This is a genomic window from Pseudonocardia sp. CA-142604 (assembly GCF_050948475.1).
GTDB classification, from domain to species: domain Bacteria; phylum Actinomycetota; class Actinomycetes; order Mycobacteriales; family Pseudonocardiaceae; genus Pseudonocardia; species Pseudonocardia alaniniphila.
The window spans coordinates 6,124,707-6,143,439 of record NZ_CP192045.1 but is presented as its reverse complement, the minus strand read 5'-3'; the positions used below and the strand labels follow the sequence as shown (position 1 = coordinate 6,143,439).

General features: G+C 69.6%; 17 protein-coding genes. 11 read left to right on the top strand and 6 right to left on the bottom strand.

Annotated elements, in window-relative coordinates:
• The first annotated feature begins 321 nt into the window (after positions 1-321).
• Together ACQPZQ_RS27895 and ACQPZQ_RS27890 are read left to right on the top strand one after the other, a co-directional pair.
• Positions 322-849: a DUF308 domain-containing protein gene (locus ACQPZQ_RS27895; RefSeq protein WP_433285509.1), complete on the top strand. Its 528-nt coding sequence runs from the start codon at positions 322-324 to the stop codon at positions 847-849.
• A gap of 140 nt (positions 850-989) precedes the next feature.
• Positions 990-2,066 (top strand): class I SAM-dependent methyltransferase, encoded by a 1,077-nt coding sequence (locus tag ACQPZQ_RS27890; RefSeq protein ID WP_433285507.1) that lies wholly within the window; start codon positions 990-992, stop codon positions 2,064-2,066.
• Positions 2,067-2,089: 23 nt separating this feature from the next.
• Here ACQPZQ_RS27890 and ACQPZQ_RS27885 read toward each other — a convergent pair whose 3' ends face one another.
• Positions 2,090-2,674 carry a TetR/AcrR family transcriptional regulator gene (locus ACQPZQ_RS27885; protein ID WP_433285505.1) on the bottom strand — a complete coding sequence of 195 codons (585 nt, stop codon included), beginning with the start codon at positions 2,672-2,674 and terminating at the stop codon, positions 2,090-2,092.
• A gap of 59 nt (positions 2,675-2,733) precedes the next feature.
• Here ACQPZQ_RS27885 and ACQPZQ_RS27880 point away from each other — a divergent pair, with 59 nt between their 5' ends.
• Complete coding sequence (locus ACQPZQ_RS27880; RefSeq protein ID WP_433285503.1) at positions 2,734-4,257, top strand: MFS transporter; 1,524 nt, start codon at positions 2,734-2,736, stop codon at positions 4,255-4,257.
• A gap of 52 nt (positions 4,258-4,309) precedes the next feature.
• Here the strand turns inward: ACQPZQ_RS27880 and ACQPZQ_RS27875 are convergent, their stop codons facing one another.
• Together ACQPZQ_RS27875 and ACQPZQ_RS27870 are read right to left on the bottom strand one after the other, a co-directional pair.
• On the bottom strand, positions 4,310-5,497 hold the full coding sequence (locus tag ACQPZQ_RS27875; RefSeq protein WP_433285501.1) for a cytochrome d ubiquinol oxidase subunit II: 1,188 nt from the start codon (positions 5,495-5,497) through the stop codon (positions 4,310-4,312).
• Between the two features lie 73 nt (positions 5,498-5,570).
• Positions 5,571-6,965, bottom strand: a complete 1,395-nt coding sequence (locus ACQPZQ_RS27870; protein ID WP_433285499.1) for a cytochrome ubiquinol oxidase subunit I — start codon at positions 6,963-6,965, stop codon at positions 5,571-5,573.
• Positions 6,966-7,037: 72 nt separating this feature from the next.
• Here ACQPZQ_RS27870 and ACQPZQ_RS27865 point away from each other — a divergent pair, with 72 nt between their 5' ends.
• Both ACQPZQ_RS27865 and ACQPZQ_RS27860 read left to right on the top strand, forming a co-directional pair.
• Positions 7,038-7,229 (top strand): hypothetical protein, encoded by a 192-nt coding sequence (locus tag ACQPZQ_RS27865; protein ID WP_433285497.1) that lies wholly within the window; start codon positions 7,038-7,040, stop codon positions 7,227-7,229.
• 323 nt (positions 7,230-7,552) lie between these two features.
• Entirely contained in the window at positions 7,553-8,611 is a 1,059-nt protein-coding gene (locus tag ACQPZQ_RS27860; protein WP_433285495.1) for a glycoside hydrolase family 172 protein, read from the top strand.
• A gap of 19 nt (positions 8,612-8,630) precedes the next feature.
• On the opposite strand, the gene ACQPZQ_RS27855 is transcribed toward ACQPZQ_RS27860, so the two are convergent.
• Positions 8,631-9,248, bottom strand: a complete 618-nt coding sequence (locus ACQPZQ_RS27855; protein WP_433285494.1) for a TetR/AcrR family transcriptional regulator — start codon at positions 9,246-9,248, stop codon at positions 8,631-8,633.
• Between the two features lie 217 nt (positions 9,249-9,465).
• Here ACQPZQ_RS27855 and ACQPZQ_RS27850 point away from each other — a divergent pair, with 217 nt between their 5' ends.
• Positions 9,466-9,972 (top strand): sigma factor-like helix-turn-helix DNA-binding protein, encoded by a 507-nt coding sequence (locus ACQPZQ_RS27850; protein ID WP_433285492.1) that lies wholly within the window; start codon positions 9,466-9,468, stop codon positions 9,970-9,972.
• A 24-nt stretch (positions 9,973-9,996) separates the two neighbouring features.
• Here the strand turns inward: ACQPZQ_RS27850 and ACQPZQ_RS27845 are convergent, their stop codons facing one another.
• Complete coding sequence (locus ACQPZQ_RS27845; RefSeq protein WP_433285490.1) at positions 9,997-10,548, bottom strand: TetR/AcrR family transcriptional regulator; 552 nt, start codon at positions 10,546-10,548, stop codon at positions 9,997-9,999.
• 135 nt (positions 10,549-10,683) lie between these two features.
• Here ACQPZQ_RS27845 and ACQPZQ_RS27840 point away from each other — a divergent pair, with 135 nt between their 5' ends.
• From ACQPZQ_RS27840 to ACQPZQ_RS27825, 4 genes are all read left to right on the top strand, one after another.
• The gene (locus ACQPZQ_RS27840) at positions 10,684-11,523 is read left to right on the top strand and encodes an oxidoreductase (protein WP_433285488.1); all 840 of its coding nucleotides are present in this window, start codon (positions 10,684-10,686) and stop codon (positions 11,521-11,523) included.
• 338 nt (positions 11,524-11,861) lie between these two features.
• Complete coding sequence (locus tag ACQPZQ_RS27835; RefSeq protein ID WP_433285486.1) at positions 11,862-13,379, top strand: amidase; 1,518 nt, start codon at positions 11,862-11,864, stop codon at positions 13,377-13,379.
• An 86-nt stretch (positions 13,380-13,465) separates the two neighbouring features.
• Entirely contained in the window at positions 13,466-14,803 is a 1,338-nt protein-coding gene (locus ACQPZQ_RS27830; RefSeq protein WP_433285484.1) for a cytosine permease, read from the top strand.
• A 46-nt stretch (positions 14,804-14,849) separates the two neighbouring features.
• Positions 14,850-15,875 (top strand): formamidase, encoded by a 1,026-nt coding sequence (locus ACQPZQ_RS27825; protein ID WP_433285482.1) that lies wholly within the window; start codon positions 14,850-14,852, stop codon positions 15,873-15,875.
• Between the two features lie 22 nt (positions 15,876-15,897).
• On the opposite strand, the gene ACQPZQ_RS27820 is transcribed toward ACQPZQ_RS27825, so the two are convergent.
• Positions 15,898-16,725, bottom strand: a complete 828-nt coding sequence (locus ACQPZQ_RS27820; RefSeq protein ID WP_433285480.1) for an LLM class F420-dependent oxidoreductase — start codon at positions 16,723-16,725, stop codon at positions 15,898-15,900.
• Between the two features lie 382 nt (positions 16,726-17,107).
• On the opposite strand from ACQPZQ_RS27820, the gene ACQPZQ_RS27815 reads away from it, so the two are divergent.
• Entirely contained in the window at positions 17,108-18,730 is a 1,623-nt protein-coding gene (locus tag ACQPZQ_RS27815) for an ABC transporter substrate-binding protein (RefSeq protein WP_433285478.1), read from the top strand.
• The last annotated feature ends 3 nt before the right edge of the window (positions 18,731-18,733 follow it).

The window sequence follows — 18,733 nt, the reverse complement described above, 5'->3', positions numbered from 1 at the left end:
TCACCTCACGGTCGCCGAGCCGGTCAGCGGGCACATACGGTCACCGTTGTGCCGGCCGGAGAAACGACGCACGGAACAGACACCGTGCCCACAGTGAGGCGCCTTCATCTCCCCAGGGGCGCGCTGACCGGCTCACGGCGAGCCCGCACGCCGGGCTCGCAATAACAGTTATCGGCAAATCCGGGCCGAGAGGCCGGGTCGGCTTCGCGGCGCAGACCGTCGACGCCGGTGCGCGGCACATTCTCGCCCTCCATGGAAGGCATCGTGGTGAATTCGCATCCCCGCACCTCCTTGTCCGCGACGGCTCGCGGGCGGAGTGGTGTGTCCTCCCTGCTCCTGCTGTACGTGATCCGCGGGCTGATCGCAATCTTGTGGGCCGTCGGGTTCGCAACCGTCCTCGACTCTCTCGCGGTCGGCACGATCATCCTGCTGGTCGTCTATCCACTTATCGATGCGGTCGCCGTTTTTATTGATTTTCGCGATCGGTCCGGCATGCCCGGACGGGCTCTGCAGCTGTTCAACATCGCAGTCAGCACTCTCGCTGCGGTCGCTCTGGCGATAGCCGGGAACATCGACGTGCCTTCCGTGCTGCTGGTGTTCGGCGGCTGGGCCATCGTCTCCGGCGTGGCGCAGTTGGTCGCGGCGCTGCACCGGCACCGCCCTGAGATGGGTAGACAGTGGTCGCTGCTGCTGGCCGGAGCGCTGTCCGTCCTCGCGGGCGGCGGCTTCGGCGTCACCGCGATCGGCGACGATCCGCGGCTGGACGCCATCGTCATGTACGCGCTGGCCGGCGGAGCGTTCTTCGTCATCCAGGCCGGTCTGTTGTACTGGCGCCTTCGCAAGCCGTGAGTGCCGAGAATCGCGAACAATGGTGCATTCCTCGTGATGGAGGGAAGTGGCCGCGCTGGTGCTGAAACGGCTCGATCGGGATCATTGATGTGGTGCAGGTAACCCAATGGTCACGATTTTCGGCGTGTAGAAAATCAAGTATGACCAAGAGTCTCGACGTGGATCGTGGACGGCAGACCGAGTTCGCTCAGCACCTCTTCGGCGTATACACCAACGGGTTGCTCACCTACATGATCGATCTCGGGTACCGCACCGGCCTGTTCGAGGCCGCGGCGCAGGGTCCGGCGACCGCACAGCAGCTGGCCGACCGGGCGGGCCTGCAGGAGCGCTATGTACGTGAATGGCTCGGGTCGATCGTGGCCAACGGGATCATGACCTACGACGCGGCAACGCGCGAATACACCATTCCGGCCGAACACGCAGCAGGCCTCACCGGCAACGGCTCCGCGAACATGGCGCCACTCGCGGGAATGGTCACGAGCCTGGGCAAGCACCTCGGCGAGCTCGAGCACGCGTTCCGGGCGGGCGGCGGCGTCCCGTACTCGGTGTTCCGCCCGGAGTTCACCGACAAGATGGACCAGCTCAGCCGCAGGCCGGTCGACGAGATGCTGCTCGACAGGTGGCTGCCGGCGGCGCCCGGGTTGAGGGAGCGGCTCGCCGCGGGCGTCCGGGTCGCCGACATCGGCACCGGCACCGGGCATGCGCTGGTGGTGCTGGGAAAGGCGTTCCCCGCCTCGACGTTCGTCGGCTACGACATCGCCGAGGACGCCCTCGACCGGGGCAGGGTCGAAGCCGCGGAGGCGAAGCTCTCCAACGTCACGTTCGAGGTGGCCGACGTCGCCGAGCTGAAACCGGCGCAGCCGTTCGATGTGATCTTCGCCTTCGACTCGGTACACGACCAGGCCGCGCCGGCGGCGGTGTTGCGCGCGGCCCACGACGCGCTCGTCCCGGGCGGCACCTTCTTCATGCTGGACCTGGCCCTGTCGAGCAACCTGGAGGACAACATCGGTAACCCCCACGCGCGGTGGATCTACTCGACCAGCACCCTGCACTGCATGACCGTCTCGCTCGCGGTGGGTGGTGCCGGGCTCGGCGGTGCGTGGGGCGAGCAGACGGCCCGACGGATGCTCGGCGAGGCCGGGTTCGGCGAGGTCGTCACCCATCCGGCGCCGGGGAACGAGCGGAACATGATCTACGTGACGCACCGGCCTGCCTGAGGCTCATCAGGTCGAGGGGAGCGTCAGTCCTTCTCGGCCGAGCCGAGCGGGGCGAGGGCGCGCAGGGCGGCGGCGAGGTCGCCGCCGGACGGCGCGCGCTCCGGGTCGAGCAGTGTCTGCAGCACCAGCCCGTTGACCAGGGAGAGGGCCAGGGAGCCGAGCTGTAGCGCCGTCCGTTCGTCGATCTCGTCCTCGGCGACGTCGAGGATCAGTGCGGCGACCGAACGGCGGCCGCGGTCGTACGCATCGGCGATCTGGTCCCGCAGCTCCGGTGTGTGCTCGGCGCGCGCATAGGCCTGCACGCTCGCGACCGCCGTGGACCGGTCCCTGGTCAGCGCGGCCACGACTCCGTCGAGGAACGCCTCCAGGCGGTCGACGGGATTGTTGCGCGTGCCGGACCGGAGGGCGTGCGCGATCTCGTCGTCCCAGTCGTCGAACGAGTCGATGATCGCCGCGTTCAGCAGGGCGTCCTTCGACCCGAAGTGGTAGCCGATCGACGCCAGGTTGGTGCCGGAGGCGGCGACGATGTCGCGTGCCGTGGTGGCGGCGAAGCCCTTCTCGGCGAGGCAGCGCTTCGCACCGGCGAGCAGGTCCTCGCGGTGTCCCATGGCGCGATCCTAGAGTCCTGGACGGACGTGCGTTCTATACATATGTCTTATACGTACGTATGATCGCCGTCATGAACGACGCCCGCCGGGCCTGGCTCGGGCTCGCCGTCCTGGTGCTTCCCGCCCTGCTCGCCTCCATGGACCTGTCCGTGCTGTTCATGGCGGCGCCCTGGCTCAGCGCCGACCTCGCCCCCAGTGGCACACAGCTGTTGTGGATCATGGATGTCTACGGGTTCCTCATCGCCGGGCTCCTGATCACGATGGGCTCGCTGGGCGACCGGATCGGGCGGCGCCGGCTGTTGCTGCTCGGCGCGGGGGCGTTCGGTGGGGCGTCCGTCCTCGCTGCGTACGCGTCCACGCCCGAGATGCTGATCGCGGCGCGTGCGCTGCTCGGTGTCGGTGGCGCGGTGCTCGCCCCGTCCACTCTGGCGCTGATCCGCTCGATGTTCCCCGATGACCGCAGCCGTCGCGCCGCGATCGGCATCTGGACCGGAGCGTTCACCGGTGGGGTCGCCATCGGCCCCATCGTGGGCGGGCTGCTGCTCGAGCAGTTCTGGTGGGGCTCGGTGTTCCTGATCAACGTGCCCGTGATGCTGCTGCTCCTCGTGGTGGGGCCGGTGCTGTTGCCGGAGTCGCGTGACCCGCGTCCGGGTGGGTTCGACGTGGTCTCCGCGCTGCTCTCGCTGGCCGCCGTGCTCCCGGTGGTCTACGGGGTGAAGGAGATGGCGGCGCACGCCTTCGGGGTGGCCCCGGCGCTGGCCGTGCTCGGCGGCTGCCTCGTCGCCGTGCTGTTCGTCCGCAGGCAGCTCCGGCTGGCCGATCCGATGATCGACATCCGGCTCCTGCGCAGCCGCGGATTCGGTGCCGCTCTCGGTGCCCAGACGATGATCGTCCTCGGCAGCGCCGGGATGGGTTACCTCGCGGTGCAGTTCCTGCAACTCGTGTTGGGGCTTCGTCCGTTCGTCGCCGCGCTGTGGATGCTGCCGACCATCGCGGGCACCGTGATCGGCATCGGGCTGGCCACCGCCCTCGTGCGCACGGTGCGTCCCGCGCTCGTCGTCGGCGCGGGAACCGCAGTGGCGGCCGCGGGGTTCGCGCTGGTCGGCATGGTCGGCACCGAATCGTCGGTGCTCGCGGTGATGTCCGCGTACACGGTGCTCACCTTCGGCACCGGGATGGTCGCGCCACTGGCCATCGACCTGATCGTGACGACCGCGCCGCCGGAGCGGGCCGGCGCGGCCGCAGCCGTCGGCGAGACGGGAGCGGAGTTCGGCGGAGCGGTCGGCATCGCGGTGCTCGGCACGGTCGCCACCGCCGTCTACCGCGACGAGATCACGGGCGCCCTCCCTGCTGCGCTCCCGCCGGACGTGGCGGAGGCGGCGACCGGAACGCTCGGCGGCGCCGTGGCTGCGGCGGGGCAACTCCCGGACCCCGCACCGGTGCTGGCGATCGCGGGTGACGCGTTCGTCTCCGGGTTCACCACCGCGGCGATGCTGGCCGCAACACTGCTGACCGTCGTGGCCGTCGTGGTCACGGTCCGGCTCTGGAGTGTTCGTCAGGGCGAGATGCCGGTGCCCGTCTGACGGCGTCCGTCCGGTCGGCCTGACCAGGACTGTTCCCGGATGAGCCGCCACCTCAGCCGCGGCGGTTCCGCCGGCGCTCCAGTAACTGCCGGACGAGCTCTGTGGCCACCGTCGCGATGAGCACCGTTGCCACGACCTTGTGCTCACGCTGCACGGGAGCGGGGCTCGGCGGAGCCGTCAGCGGCTCGCCGGGGGCGGCAGTGGCCAGGTGGAGGTCCTCGTGCGTCTTGCTCTCATGGAGCCGTCCGTGCTGCTGCAGCCAGTAGAGCCAGCCGAAGCCGGGGAACACGAGCACCACGGCCAGGCCCGTGACGGCCAGTTCGGTCCACAGCGTGGCTGATGGTGCGGCGCCCTGCAGCAGTGTCATCGACCCGGGCAGCAGCCAGGGGTACTGCGCCCATCCCCACCCGGCCACAACTGCGGCGACCGCCAGGCTGGCGCAGATGCGCAGGACATGGGGGCTGCGCCGCAGGGCCACCAGCACGAGCGCGGCGATCCCCGCTACCACCGACACGGCGAGAAGTGGGAGCGCCGGTCCGACGAGCCGGTCGAACACGTACGGGGCGCTCGTGCGCATCAACAGCAGGTTGACCGCGGCGAGCACGCCGGTGGCGAGGCCGGCGGCGAGTGCGCGGTGGGAGAAGTAGCGGGCCATGGCGGGATCGTCGCGGTGTTCGGAGTCGACGACGAGGTAGATCGCTCCGATGTAGGCGCAGGTGGCGACGAACAGCCCGCCGGTCACCAACGCGGTGGTGCTGGTCCAGGCCCCGGGGACCTCCCCGGCCGGCCTGGGCGGGACCGCACCGGTGGCCACTGCCCCGATGACGGTGCCGAGGAAGAACGGTGCCATCAGTGAGGAGATCGCGAAGATAGCGCCGTTGAGCCGTTGCAGGTGCAGGCGTTGGGCTTCGTGGCGGAAGGCGAAACCGATGCCGCGGAAGAAGATTCCGAGCAGAGCCAGCGCGATCGGGACGAACAGTGCGGTCATGATCGCGGCGAAGGCGGGTGGGAAGGCGGTCCAGAGGATGACGAGCACGAAGATGCTCCAGACGTGGTTGCCTTCCCAGACCGGTGTCACGGAGATGTCGATGGCCTCCCGTGGGCGTGCTCCGCGTTGGTCGCCGCCGGCGAGCAGGTCCCAGATGCCGCCGCCGAAGTCGGCGCCGGCGAACAGGGCGTAGGCCGCGATCGCGACGAAGAGCAGGACCGCGACGGCGAACAGTTCCGGTGACGGGGTCACGTGTCCTCCTCGCCGGCGCTCGTCGGCCGCGTTCCCCGGAGTGCTGTGTTCGATGGTGAGCTCGCGAGCTCGCTCACGACCGGACCTCCTGCTCGTGTTCGGCGGGTGGGCCGTAGGGGGTGGCCTGGTCCTCCACGAGCCGTGGGTCCCCGGCGCTGCGCCAGCGGCGTCCCATCTCCCAGGGCACCACGATGCACACGGCCGTGAGCACCAGGTAGATCACGATCGTCAGGGCCAGTGTGATCGGCACGCCGCTGGCCGGGGTGACCGCGTCACGGGTCAGCAGCACCCCGTAGACCGTCCAGGGTTGGCGGCCGACCTCGGTGACGATCCACCCGAACTCCATCGCGAGCACCGCGCCGACCCCGGAGAGTGCGGCGGGAACGAGGAACCAGCGGGTACGCGGAACCCGGCGGTGAAACCACCACACCCAGCCCTGCCACGCCCCCAGCACGACCAGCAGCGTGCCGATCGCGACCATGCCGGTGAAGGACAGATGGATCAGGTTGGGCAACGGGGCGCGCAGCTCGGGGGGAAAGTCCTCCCATCCGATCACCCGCGTGTTCGGGGAGAACCCGACCAGGATCGAATCCAGTGACGGGATCCCGACGCCGAAGTAGACCTGCCCGTTCCAGTAGATCCCGCCGAGCCATTCGGTGACGTGTGTGCCGGTGCGGTCCACCAGTTCCATCGCCGCGAACTTCGCCGGCTGATGCTGGGCCACCATCCGGGCGGCGATGTCACCGACCACGACCTGGATCGGCGCGGCGATCGCGGCGACCGAGAAGGGGATCAGGAACCCCAGCCGGTGGTAGCGGTCCCACCGCCCGCGCAGCATCCCCACCGCATACACCCCGGCCACGAGGAAACCGGTGACCATGTACGCGGCCAGGATCATGTGCGGCACTTCGTACGAGGTGGCCCGGTTGAAGATCACCGACCACGGGTCGACCGAGGTGATCTGCCCGTTGGTCAGGACGAACCCGCTGGGCTGGTTCATCCACGAGTTCGCCGCCACCACCGACAACGCCCCGAAGAGACCCGCCACCACCATCGGCATCCCGCTCCACCAGTGCACCCACGGCGAGAGCCCACGCCAGCCGTACAGGTAGATCGCGGTGAAGATGGCCTCGACGAAGAAGAACACCCCCTCCAAGCTGAACGGGATCCCGAACGCGGCACCGAAACGCCCCATCAGCCCCGGCCACAACAACCCCAGCTCATACGACAGCACCGTGCCCGACACCGCGCCGACCGCGAAGATCACCGCCATCACCTTCGACCACCGCCGTGCCAGCACCAGGGCCACCGCATCACCACGCCGCAACCCCAGCCAGTGCGCGATCAGGACGACAGCGGGGAAGGCGACCCCGAAACAGGCGAAGATGATGTGGAAACCCAGCGACGCCCCCATCTGGCTGCGCGCCGGGATGTCGCCATCGGCCAGCACGAGCGCGTAGGAAGTCATGACGGCCCTCCTGCCAGCGGCGTTTCGGCGCGCATACTGCGAGAGGGGGAGGGCAACGCAGGAACCGGAGGTGTGAACCTGATGGTCGCAGCGGGGTTGGTGGTCTTGTTCGGTGTCGGCATCGGGGCCCTCGGTCTCGTCGAAGACGACCTGTACGTGATCGGTCTCGTGATCATGTTGATCGGCGCGATCGGCGTGCTGGTGCGCATCACCGACTGGCTCAGCAGCGGTGCCTCCGGCCTCGGCAGACGCGCCCCGAGATAGGACGTCAGGCGCGTTCCGCCGCGGCGGCGATCAGCCGGCATGGCGGGACGGGAGGTCGCCTGCGCGCTGCGCCGCCACGCTGCTACTGATCACCATCCGGCTCTCGTCAGCACCGTTGCTCTGGGCCCGAGTCATCGCATTCACCCTCCTGTCCCGTCTGTTGTGCCGGCGCCCGTGCCGGCCCGCCTCCACCATTAGCCACTGTGAGGACGTATGGCTCCCTCCGGCGGGGGGATGTTCGGCATATTCGGAACAACACGAACAAATCACCCAGCCCCGCGTGGTGATGGCGTCCCTCGTGGCCGATCGGGGAGTGTGTCGTCATGCCTGATCACGACGTCGCCCGTCTTCGCGCGGTCTCCACCCGCTCGATCAGCCCGGAGAACCCCACGGGAGCACCCGGACAGGGTGGGCGAGCCACCGAGGGCACCGGAGCGGTGCCGGGCCGCGAGCTCGGTCAGGGCTGGAAGATCTCGCCGAGCATCGAGATCGGAGCCCACTCCACGATCGACCTCGCCGCCATCGAGGGGCCCGGCCGCATCACCCACATCTGGATGACGACCCACCCGGACAACTGGAGAAGCCTGCTCCTGCGCGCCTACTGGGACGGCGCGGCCAGGCCGGCCGTCGAGGTGCCGGTGGGTGACTTCTTCGGCCAGGGCTGGGGACGGTTCGCGCAGCTCAGCTCGTCGATGATCGCGGTGAACCCGCACGGCGGGCTCAACAGCTACTGGCCCATGCCGTTCCGCTCGGCAGCCCGGCTGACCATCGAGAACCTGGCCGCCGCGCCCGCCGTCGTCTACTACCAGGTCACCTTCGACGTCGGGACCGACGAGACCGACAGCGGATACCTGCACGCACAGTGGCGCCGTTCCGACCCGCTGTCGTCAGGCTCGGTCCACCCGCTGCTGAGCGGCGTGCGTGGCTCCGGTCAGTACGTCGGCACCTACCTCGCCTGGGGTGTCAACTCGCGGGGATGGTGGGGGGAGGGGGAGATCAAGTACTACCTCGACGACGACCGTGACTTCCCGACCATCTGCGGTACCGGAACCGAGGACTACTTCGGCGGCGCGTGGAACTTCGACGTCCCCGGCCAGGGGTACACGAGCTACACCACCCCCTACCTGGGCCTGCACCAGATCATCCGGCCCGACGGGCTGTACGAGAGTCAGCAACGCTTCGGGATGTACCGCTGGCACGTGCCCGACCCCATTCGCTTCGCGTCGGCGATACGGGTGGACATCCAGGCGCTGGGATGGCGAGCAGGCCACCGCTACCTGCCCTTGCACGACGACATCGCGTCGACGGCGCTGTTCTATCTCGACGCGCCAGGCGGAACGCGGCGCCCGACACCCACACTCGACGAACTCGAGACGCTCTGACCGAACGGTCCTCATGGAGTCATCCCGCGCTGCGGGCGGGTGAGGCGCCCAGGATCCGCAGGCTGAATGCCGTGTATCGGTCGATGATCTGGTCGAGGGAGAGCGGGCCGCTTCGCCGGAACCATTCACGCACACCGTTGAGCATGTCGAGCAGGGCCATGGTCGTGAGCGGGATATCGACGATGTGGAATTCCTTGGCGTCATTTCCCTGGCTGATCACGTCCAGAACGGCGTCGTGGTATTCGGTCTGCAGCCTGATCGCGTCGCGCCGCTGCTCCTGATCGAGGCCATAGCGGATGGGATTCCCGACGACCAGCTCGGGTCGCCGGTCGTCACTGATCGTGAGGTGCAGCCGCACCGTCTCGCGGATTCTCTCGGTCGGCGTGCGGGATGTGTCCCGGAGCACCACTGTGGTCTCGGCCACGAAGTCTCTCATGAAGTTCACAGCTATCGCGTGCAGCACTTCTTGTTTGTTGGTGAAGTGGTGGTAGAGCGTTGAGGAAGAGATACCGACCGCGTCGGCGATGTCACGGATCGAGGTCGCGGCGAAGCCACGTTCGTAGAACAGCACGCTTGCCCGCTCCATGATCTTGCCGCGCAGCACCGGACCCTCGTCGAGGCTGCGCTTCCTGGCCATGTCCAACTCCTCTGGGTCGTGATCTCTGCGTGTAACGCCCGATTTGCCCTGGTTGACGCTTCAACGAGGCAGGGCCTAGCGTACGTGTCGATCGGCCGATCGACACGAGAGGCCGGGCAGGGGGAAACGGGGGTGGCCCCCTGCGGATCGAGGCCCCAGCGTCGGGCTCCCTCGGTCGTTCTCACTGACGTGGAGAAATCTCGGGAAGGGTGTGGCTATGGCTGGCCGGGGGGCTCGTCGCCGCGCAGATGTTGCGGGCGAGGTGTTGGTCCGCAGACTCTACGAGGAGCACGGGAAGTCGATTTTGGCCTATGCCATACGACTCGCCGGTGACCGTTCTGTTGCCGAAGATGTCGTGCAGGAAACACTGATCCGCGCATGGCGTCACGGTGCAGATTCAAGCGGGCAGAGTGTCGGTCGCGCCTGGTTGTTCATGGTCGTGCGGGATGTAGTGGCCGAACGGACCCGGGAAACCGGTCAGGTCCACGCCGACCGCGCGATGGATTCGATGCAGGTGTTGCAGGCGATGGACTCGTTGTCGCCGGAGCGGCGTGCGGTTCTCGCGGATGTGTACATCCACGGCAGCAGTGTCGGAGAAGCGGCGGAGAAGCTCGGCATCCCGCCGGACACGGTGAAGTCGCGCACGTACAACGCGCTGAAGTCCTTGCGCAAGCTGCTCGGAGAGCGCGAACGCGCGGACGGCCTCGTGGTGCACACGACCTGACGTCCGGAGTTGTACGTCGCCGATTCAGTGCCGGCCGACCCCGTCGAGGAACGTGGCGACGACGAGGTCGGCGGCCTGCGGCGGATCGAGCCGGGGGAAATCGTGGGCGACCGAGTCGACGAGTTGATCCAGCACTCTGCGGGTCCAGCCCTCCGCTAGGTCGGCGCGGAGCAGCCCCTCGGCGGTCGCCCGATCCAGGAACACATCGAGCCGCCGGCTCTGTGTCTCCCGGCGCTCGTTCGCGACGGGATCCGCGCGCATCATCCGCCGCACGTCGAGCGGCCACTCCCGGCTGACCGGCACGATGCCCTCCACGTAGCGGTGCAGCGCCACCGCCACCGGCGCCTCCTCGAGCCGGGCCGCGTCGAGCACCTGCTCCGCGGAGTCGAGCTTCGCCTGGAAGACGGCGGCGAGCAGGGCCTCCCGTGTGGCGAAGCGCCGGTAGACCGTGCGCCGGTCCACCCCCGCCGTCGTGGCGATCGTGGCCATGCTCACCGTCGGATCCCCGGCGAGCAGTCGTGCTCCCGTGCGCAGCACGGCGTTCAGGTTGCGTGTGGCGTCCGCTCTCATGGTCATTCAACCGTACTTCGTGTGCGGCACCTCACCACTCACATTCGGCGTCATCGCGGCGGTCACCCGTCATAGTGCTACGTGCATGTGACACTTATGCGAGATGGTTTCACCCGACGTGAGGAAGAAGAGGAAGCGGACATGACCAGGACCTGGCTGATCACCGGTAGCTCGCGCGGCTTCGGCCGTGAGCTGGCGACGGCGGCGCTGGAGCACGGGGACCAGGTGGTCGCCACCGCCCGAAGGCCCGAGCAGGTCGCCGACCTGGCAGAGAGCTACGGCGAGCGCGTGCGCACGTACGCGCTGGACGTCACCGACGCGGAAGCGGCACGAGCGGCCGTCCGGTTCGCCGTGGACGAGTTCGGCGGTCTGGACGTCGTCGCCAACAACGCGGGCTACGCGAACTCCTCGCCGATCGAGGAGACCTCGGACGAGGACTTCCGTGCGCAGGTCGAAGCCAACTTCTTCGGCGTCGTGAACGTCACGAAGGCCGCTCTCCCGGTGCTGCGCGCGCAGCGCTCCGGCCACTTCGTGCAGTTCTCCTCCGTGGGTGGCCGCGTGGGCGGGTCGCCGGGCGCCGCCGCGTACCAGGCGGCGAAGTTCGCCGTCGAGGGCTTCTCGGAGGTGCTGAACAACGAGGTCGGACCGCTCGGCATCAAGGTCACCATCGTCGAGCCCGGAGCGTTCCGCACCGATTGGGCGGGTTCGTCCATGACGGTTGCGCCGGTCGGGCCGGACTACGAGCAGACCGTCGGTGCGATGAACCGCCGTCGCGCCGGCTTCGACCGGACCGCTCCGGGCGACCCCGCCCGGGCGGCGCGGATCATCCTCGACGTCGTGGACCTGGAGGAGCCACCGTTGCGCCTGCTGCTCGGTGCCGGAGCGGTGGAGGCGGCCGAGAGGTCCTCGCGCGCCCGGGCCGCGGAGGCGGAGCAGTGGGCGGACGTGAGCCGCTCGGCCGATTTCCCGCCTGGCGAGTAGCTGCCGGGTTTGCGCACGTCGCGGTGGTACGGCTCGTGGTGAGCAGGTATGCGCCGTCCGCGCCGTCCGGTCATCGAGCCGAAACCGAGGGGTACAGGACGGACATCTGGGCTCCGTAGCGTCGTGGACTGCGGAGACCCCGCCGCACCGAGTGCGGAACTCCGCGCGCTCGACCTCGCATCGGCCGACCCGGGCCGACAGGGGCGACGCACGCCCGGCACCGGCGCCCGGCATCCACCCCAACCACCCCTGCGCGGTCGACGGCCGCCTGCGGTCGGGCGCGCGGAGGCTCGCCTTCCCGGTGTGCCCGGCGCCTGCCTGACGAGAGGGAGCCGACCTTGTCCTACGAGGAACTCACCACCACTGCCTTCCACGAGCAGGTGCTCGCCGGAACCACGACGAGCGCCGACCTCGTGAGCTGGTACCTGCAGCGGATCGCCGAGCTCGACTCCGCAGGGCCGCGCATCGGCTCCGTCGTCACCGTCAACCCGCTGGCACTCGCGGAGGCCGAGGCGCTCGACGCGGCGTTCGCGGCCACGGGGGAGCTGCAGGGCCCGCTGCACGGCGTTCCCGTGCTCATCAAGGACCAGGCGGAGACGGCCGGGATACCGACGTCGTTCGGGTCGGCGCTGTTCGCCGACTACGTCCCGGAGCGCGACGCGACGGTCGTGGCCAGGCTGCGCGAGGCCGGCGCGGTCGTGCTCGCCAAGACGACCATGTGCGACTTCGCCGCCGGCTGGTTCTCGTTCTCCTCGCGCAGCGACCACACGAAGAACCCGTACGCCCTGGACCGCGAGGCGGGCGGGTCGAGCGCCGGCACGGGCGCGGCGCTGACCGCGAACCTGGGGCTCGTCGGCGTCGGGGAGGACACGGGCGGCTCCGTCCGCGTCCCCGGCTCCTTCACCAACCTCTTCGGGCTGCGCCCGACCACCGGGCTCGTCAGCCGCACCGGGTTCTCGCCGCTCGTGCACTTCCAGGACACGCCCGGGCCGATGGGCCGGACGGTGGGTGACGTCGCCGTTCTCCTCGATGCCATGGTCGGGCACGATCCGGCCGACCCCTTCACGGCGGTAGCGGCCCGGGTCCCGGGCCGCCAGGGCAGCTACGTCGCCGCTCTGGAGGGAGCCACGCTCGCCGGAGCACGCGTGGGCGTACTGACGGACGCGTTCGGCTCCTCGCCGGAGGCGGAGCCGGTCTCCGCGCTGGTGCTCGCCGCGATCGACGAGCTGCGCTCCGCCGGGGCGGACGTCGAAAGCGTGCAACTGCCCGGGCTCCGGGACTGGATCAGGCAGACGGCGTTCTACGCGACGCAGTCCAAGGAGGACATCACCTCGTTCCTCGCGGCCCGTCCCGCGGCTCCGGTGCGCAGCTTCGACGAGATCTTCGCCAGCGGGGTGTTCCACCCGCTGACCGATCTGTTCGCCACTGCCGCGGAGGGGCCGCGGGTGGCGGCAGACGCCCCGGACTACCACCGGATGCGCGTGCGTCAGGAGGAGTTCCGGCGCGTCCTGCTCCACGCGATGGCCACCGCCGACGTCGACGTCCTCGTCTTCCCGACGGTGCAGGTGCCACCCCCGACGCGGCAGGAGCTCGCGGACCTTCGCTGGACCGCGGAGACGTTCCCCACGAACACCGTGATCGCCTCCCAGAGCGGCCTGCCGGCGATGACCGTGCCGGCGGGGATGACCGACGACGGCCTGCCGGTGGGCATGGACGTGGTCGGGCGCCCGCTCGCCGAGCCCCAGCTGCTGAGGTTCGCCCTGGCCTGGGAACAGCACGCCCGGCCCCGGCGGCCACCGGTGCTGTCCCACGCCGTTTCCGAAACCCCGGCGGCGGAGACGGTCGGCGCCCGCTGAGTCTCGGCGCCCCCGGGTCGTCCGCTCCCCGCACCCGTCCCGACAGTCCACGGCCGAACCGGCCGCATCGATCGGAGGACCGCTCCGTGAGTACCACCAGCCAGCGGGACCAGGAGGTCCCCGAGCACCACGCGCTCGAATCCGAGTTCGAGCACGAGCCCGTGCCGCTGTCGCAACGGCGATCGCTCGGTTCCGTATCGGCCGTGTGGTTCGGCTTCCCGATGATCATCACCAACGCCGTGTTCGGTGGGGCGACGGTCTACGGCCTCGGGTTCTGGCGCGGGATCGGCGCGATCATCGTCGGCAACATCATCCTGATGCTCTACGTCGGCACGCTGAGCTATGTGGCGGGCAAGACCGGCAAGAACTTCGCGTTGACGGCCGCCCAGACGTTCGGCCGCCACGGCGCGACCATCGCGGCGGGCTTCCTGTCCACCGTGGTGATCGGGTGGTTCGCGTTCCAGACCGGGCTCACCGGGTCGACCCTGCACACGTCTCTCGGCTGGAACGAGACGTGGATGATCCTGGTCGCCGGGGTGCTCTATATCGCCATCACCTTCATCGGCATCCGGGCGCTGACGGTCATCGGCCTCATCGCCGCGCCGATGTTCGTGGTGCTCGCCGTGGTCGCCCTCGTGCTCGCCGCCCGAGAGGGAGGACTGTCGGGGATCACCAGCTACCAGGGCGGGGGCCCGGGCGCCACGGTGTTCAGCTTCGGCGCCGCGGTCACGATCACCATCGCGGGCTTCGCCGACTCCGGGACGATGACCGCGGACTTCACCCGCTGGTCGCGCAACGGGCGCGAGGCGGTGATGGCGGCCTTCACCGCCTTCCCGGTGGCCAACTTCATCTCCCTGCTCGTCGGCGGGATCGTCGTCGCCGCGGGCAAGGCCGTGGATCCGGCAGCCAACGGCGGTGACTTCCTGCCGGTCCTGACCAGCCACGGCCCCGTGCTCTCCGCGATCGCGGTGGTGTTCGTCTTCGCCAACCTGGGCTCGGTCTGCTGCCACTGCCTCTACAACGGTGCGGTCGGGTGGAGCCAGCTCGTCGGCGGCCGAATGCGGGTGCTCACGATCGTCCTCGGGATCGTGGGGCTCGTGGCCGCACTCGCCGGCGTGTGGAGCTACTTCTCCGACTGGCTCAACCTCCTCGGCATCTTCGTTCCGCCGATCGGCGCGATCCTCATCGTCGACCAGGTACTGCGGCGAGGCTCCAGCCTGCGTGCCGCGCGGCTGTGGCGGCCCGCTCCGTTCGCGGCCTGGGCGATCGCCTCGATCGGCTCGTACGCGGTGCACGTCATGGCCCCTCAGCTCAGCGAGGCCGTCGCCGGGATCGTGCTCGGGGGCGTGGCCTACACGCTGATCGACGCGCTGAGCCCCACACCGGCCCAGGAGCCGGAGCCCGCGTCCGTCCCGGCCGGCTGATGGACGCAACGCCGCTGGGTGGGCTGCCGGGACGGGGAGCGATGTCGTGAGTGGACTCGGTGGGTTGAACCCGTCGCCGGGCGGGATGGTGCTGGGTCTTGTGCAGGCTCCCGTGCCGACCGTCGCGGAGCCGCCGGACGTGGCCGCGGCTGTGGACCGGATCGCCGGCACCGTCATCGGCGCGTGCCGCGCGCTTCCCGTCCCCGATCTGCTGGTCTTCCCCGAGTACAGCCTGCACGGGCTGGACCCTGCGACCTGGCTCGACGACCGCCTGCTGTGCGATGTCGAGGGGCCGGAGGTCGCGAAGCTGCGCGGGGCATGCGCGGAGGCGAGGATCTGGGGCTGTTTCTCGATCATGGAACGCAACCCGGGCCGCGCCCCGTTCAACACCGGCATCATCGTGGACGACACCGGCGAGCTGCGGCTGCACTACCGCAAGCTGCACCCGTGGGTACCGGCCGAACCCTGGCATCCCGGCGACCTCGGGATCCCGGTGTGCGACGGACCCGCAGGCTCCCGGCTCGGCCTGATCATCTGCCACGACGGGATGCTGCCGGAGGTCGCGCGCGAGGCTGCCTACCGTGGTGCGAACGTCATCCTGCGCACCGCCGGCTACACCTATCCGATCCAGCAGGCCTGGCGATTCACCAACCAGGCCAATGCCTTCTGCAACCTCGCCTACACGGCGTCGGTCTGCCTCGCGGGCCCGGACGCGGCGGGGATCCACTCGCAGGGCGAGGCCATGGTCTGCGACGTCGACGGCACCGTGCTCGAGCAAGGCGACGGAACTCCCGGACGGATCGTCACCGCCGAGGTGGTGCCGTCCCGCGCCGACGAGGTCCGGCGTGGCTGGGGCGTGGAGAACAACATCTACCAGCTGGGCCACCGGGGCTACAGCGCCGTCGAGGGAGGCGCCACCGACTGCCCGTACACCTATATGCGGGATCTCGCGGCGGGGAGCTACCGCCTGCCATGGGAGGACGAGGTGCGCCACACCGACGGCACCGGGGCCGGCCTCGGGACCCCCGCCGACGTGCGCGCGGCGGCCCGCCCGGCGGGCGGCGAGGGATGAGGCGCCCGCCGGGCGGACCCGTTCAGCCGAGCTTCGCGACGAGCTGGGCGAGCTGGTCCAGGTGCCCGAGGGTCTCCTGCTCGGGTGCCGTCGGCAGATGCAGCGTGACGCGTTCGACGCCCAGCTCCTCGTAGCCCGCGAGCTTCTCCGGCTCGTTGGGGCCGATGTGCGTGGCCGAGACCACGACGTCGGCGCCGGCGAGGTCGCGGAGCTTCGCGAGCTGTGGCGCGAGAGCCTCCGGCGACGGCGAGTTGGGGAACCATCGGGCGCCGAACCGGGCGATGCGACGGAAGTTGGCTTCACCGCCGCCGACGTAGATCGGCGGATGGGGCTTCTGGACGGGCTTGGGCCAGGAGAAGATCGGGTCGAAGTTCACGAACTCGCCGTGGAACTCGGCCTGCTCCTCGGTCCAGATGCGCTGCATGGCCTCGAGGTTCTCGTCCATGCGCCGGCCACGGGTGGTGGGGTCGGTGCCGTGGTTCTCCATCTCCTCGCGGTTCCAGCCCACGCCGACGCCGAAGGCGAAGCGGCCGCCGGAGACCAGGTCGAGGGAGGCGACCTCCTTCGCCGTGCTGATCGGGTCGCGCTGGGCCAGCAGGGCGATCCCCGTGCCCACGACGAGTCGCGAGGTGGCCGCCGCGGCCGCGGTCAACGCGACGAAGGGGTCCAGGGCCCGGTAGTAGACCCTCGGCAGCTCACCTCCGGACGGGTACGGGCTGCGCCGCGAAGCCGGGATGTGGCTGTGCTCCGCCACGAACAGCGCGTCGAAGCCGCGCTCTTCGACCGCTCGGCCCAGAGCGCCCGGCGCAATGCCTTCGTCCGTGACGAAGCAGCCGATCCCGAACTTCATGGTGGTCCTTCCTGTCGAGGCGTCGGCGGGTTCGTCGCCCACCGACGGATACGTCCACCTCTACACCTCGCGGCCCGTCCGGCGCGGGCGGCGTGATCAACGTTGCGCTGACCACGCACACCTCGTGGCCACCGTGCACAGGTCATGACCTGTGCACGGTGGCCAACTCGTGTGCGCGGTGCGGGTGCAGGCCATCCGGACCTCGCACGGATCGGCACGTCATCGTGCGCGGAGACGGTGGTTCCGAGCCGCCGGCCGGTCGGAGCATGTGTGATGCGGGCGACACCGCATGTCCTCGGGTCGGCGGCGTACGCCCCGGCGCCGACCTGAGGACGCCGGTCGCGCGTCGGCCTGTCGCCGCCGACTCAACGAGGAGTGAACGATGCGGTTGTCCCTTCGCCGTGCACGGTCGAGCGTCATCGTCACCGCCGTGCTGCTGTGCGCTGCGCTGCTGGCCGCCTGTGGCCAGGCGCCGGGCGCCGGTCCCGGCGCGCCTCTGACGGTCCGAACGCTCGACCCCTACGGCGGGGACCGGGCTGCGGAGGGTTCGCCGCAGACCGGTGGCACTCTCGTCATCGGCAACGACCGGGAGATCATCAGCTTCGACCCGACACGGCAGAACTCCAACCTCGCCGCCACGATGGTCTACGACTCGCTGTTCAAGCTGATGCCCGACGGCACGGCGCAGCCCTACCTCGCCGCGTCGATGACCAGCCCCGACGGCGGCGTGACGTGGCGGATGGGCCTGCGCGACGGGGTGCGGTTCTCCGACGGCACACCGCTCGACGCCAACGCGGTGATCGTCAACACCCAGCGCCACATCGACAAGGCGGCCTCGCCCGCGCACGCGTTCGCGCTGCGGATCACGGCCATGCGCGCGATCGACCCGCTCACGGTGGAGTTCGTCCTCGACGGCCCGATGGGTGACTTTCCCGTGGTGTTCGCCCAGCCGATGTCACAGGGCACCCTTGGCATGATCGTCTCGCCCGCCGCGCTGGCGCAGTACGGCGACGACATCGCGAGCCACCCCGTCGGGGCCGGTCCGTTCATGCTGTCCAACTGGGTGCGCGACAACAAGATGGAGCTGGTCCGCAACCCGGACTACTGGCAGAAGGGCATGCCCTACCTGGACGGTGTCGAGATCCGGCCCCTGCCCGACACCGAGAGCCGCTACGCCACCATGGCCAACGGCGACGTCGACGCGATCAACGGCGGATTCAACACCGAGCTCGTACGGGCCTTCGCCAACTCGAACCTGCGCGTCTACTTCGGACCGGGCAACGGCGGCGTCCTCAACTACTTCAACTTCACCCGAGCGCCCTTCAACGACAAGCGGATGCGCGAGGCCGCCGTGGCCGCGATGGATCCGAACGCGCTCGGTGCCGCGTTCTTCAGCAACCAGCTGATCAGGGCCGAGAGCCTGTTCGACGAGACCAGCCCGTACCACACGCAGCAGGCCACCGATGCCTGGCCGAAGTACGACGTCGCACGCGCGAAGCAGCTGGTCGACGAGTACCGGGCGTCGGGCGGAAACCCCGACTTCGTCTACACCACCGACCGCAGCTCGGTGCCGCTCGGTGAGTTCGTGCAGGCGTCGATGGCCGCGGTGGGCGTGAAGGTCGAGGTGCGTTACTTCGACCTCGCGGAGTACGCGGGCCGCGTCCTGCAGGGCGGCGACTTCGACATGGCGAGCCAGATCGCGGCGTTCGACTACCCGTTCCCCGGCATCAGCCGCGTGTACACCACCGGTGGCTCGTCGAACTTCGGGAAGTACCAGAACCCGCAGGTGGACCAGCTGGTGCTGGACGCGAGCGCCACGCAGGACGCCGCGCGGCGTACGTCGGACTACCAGCAGATCGAGCTGCTGCTCAACCAGGACGTCGCCGTGCAATGGCTGAGCCGCAGCTACCTCTCGACGATCACGAAGCCGCAGGTGAAGGGGATCGACCGGTACATCACCCGCGACCTCTTCGTGGCCGGCACGTGGATCGACCGTACGCAGTGACAG

What these genes read in the sequence shown, in the direction of transcription:
- ACQPZQ_RS27850 (WP_433285492.1), top strand. Translation starts at nt 9,466, where the DNA reads ATGGCTGGCCGGGGGGCTCGTCGCCGCGCAGATGTTGCGGGCGAGGTG.
- ACQPZQ_RS27840 (WP_433285488.1), top strand. Translation starts at nt 10,684, where the DNA reads ATGACCAGGACCTGGCTGATCACCGGTAGCTCGCGCGGCTTCGGCCGT.
- ACQPZQ_RS27820 (WP_433285480.1), bottom strand. Translation starts at nt 16,725, where the DNA reads ATGAAGTTCGGGATCGGCTGCTTCGTCACGGACGAAGGCATTGCGCCG.
- ACQPZQ_RS27855 (WP_433285494.1), bottom strand. Translation starts at nt 9,248, where the DNA reads ATGGCCAGGAAGCGCAGCCTCGACGAGGGTCCGGTGCTGCGCGGCAAG.
- ACQPZQ_RS27860 (WP_433285495.1), top strand. Translation starts at nt 7,553, where the DNA reads ATGCCTGATCACGACGTCGCCCGTCTTCGCGCGGTCTCCACCCGCTCG.
- ACQPZQ_RS27885 (WP_433285505.1), bottom strand. Translation starts at nt 2,674, where the DNA reads ATGGGACACCGCGAGGACCTGCTCGCCGGTGCGAAGCGCTGCCTCGCC.
- ACQPZQ_RS27880 (WP_433285503.1), top strand. Translation starts at nt 2,734, where the DNA reads ATGATCGCCGTCATGAACGACGCCCGCCGGGCCTGGCTCGGGCTCGCC.
- ACQPZQ_RS27845 (WP_433285490.1), bottom strand. Translation starts at nt 10,548, where the DNA reads ATGACCATGAGAGCGGACGCCACACGCAACCTGAACGCCGTGCTGCGC.
- ACQPZQ_RS27870 (WP_433285499.1), bottom strand. Translation starts at nt 6,965, where the DNA reads ATGACTTCCTACGCGCTCGTGCTGGCCGATGGCGACATCCCGGCGCGC.
- ACQPZQ_RS27890 (WP_433285507.1), top strand. Translation starts at nt 990, where the DNA reads ATGACCAAGAGTCTCGACGTGGATCGTGGACGGCAGACCGAGTTCGCT.
- ACQPZQ_RS27815 (WP_433285478.1), top strand. Translation starts at nt 17,108, where the DNA reads ATGCGGTTGTCCCTTCGCCGTGCACGGTCGAGCGTCATCGTCACCGCC.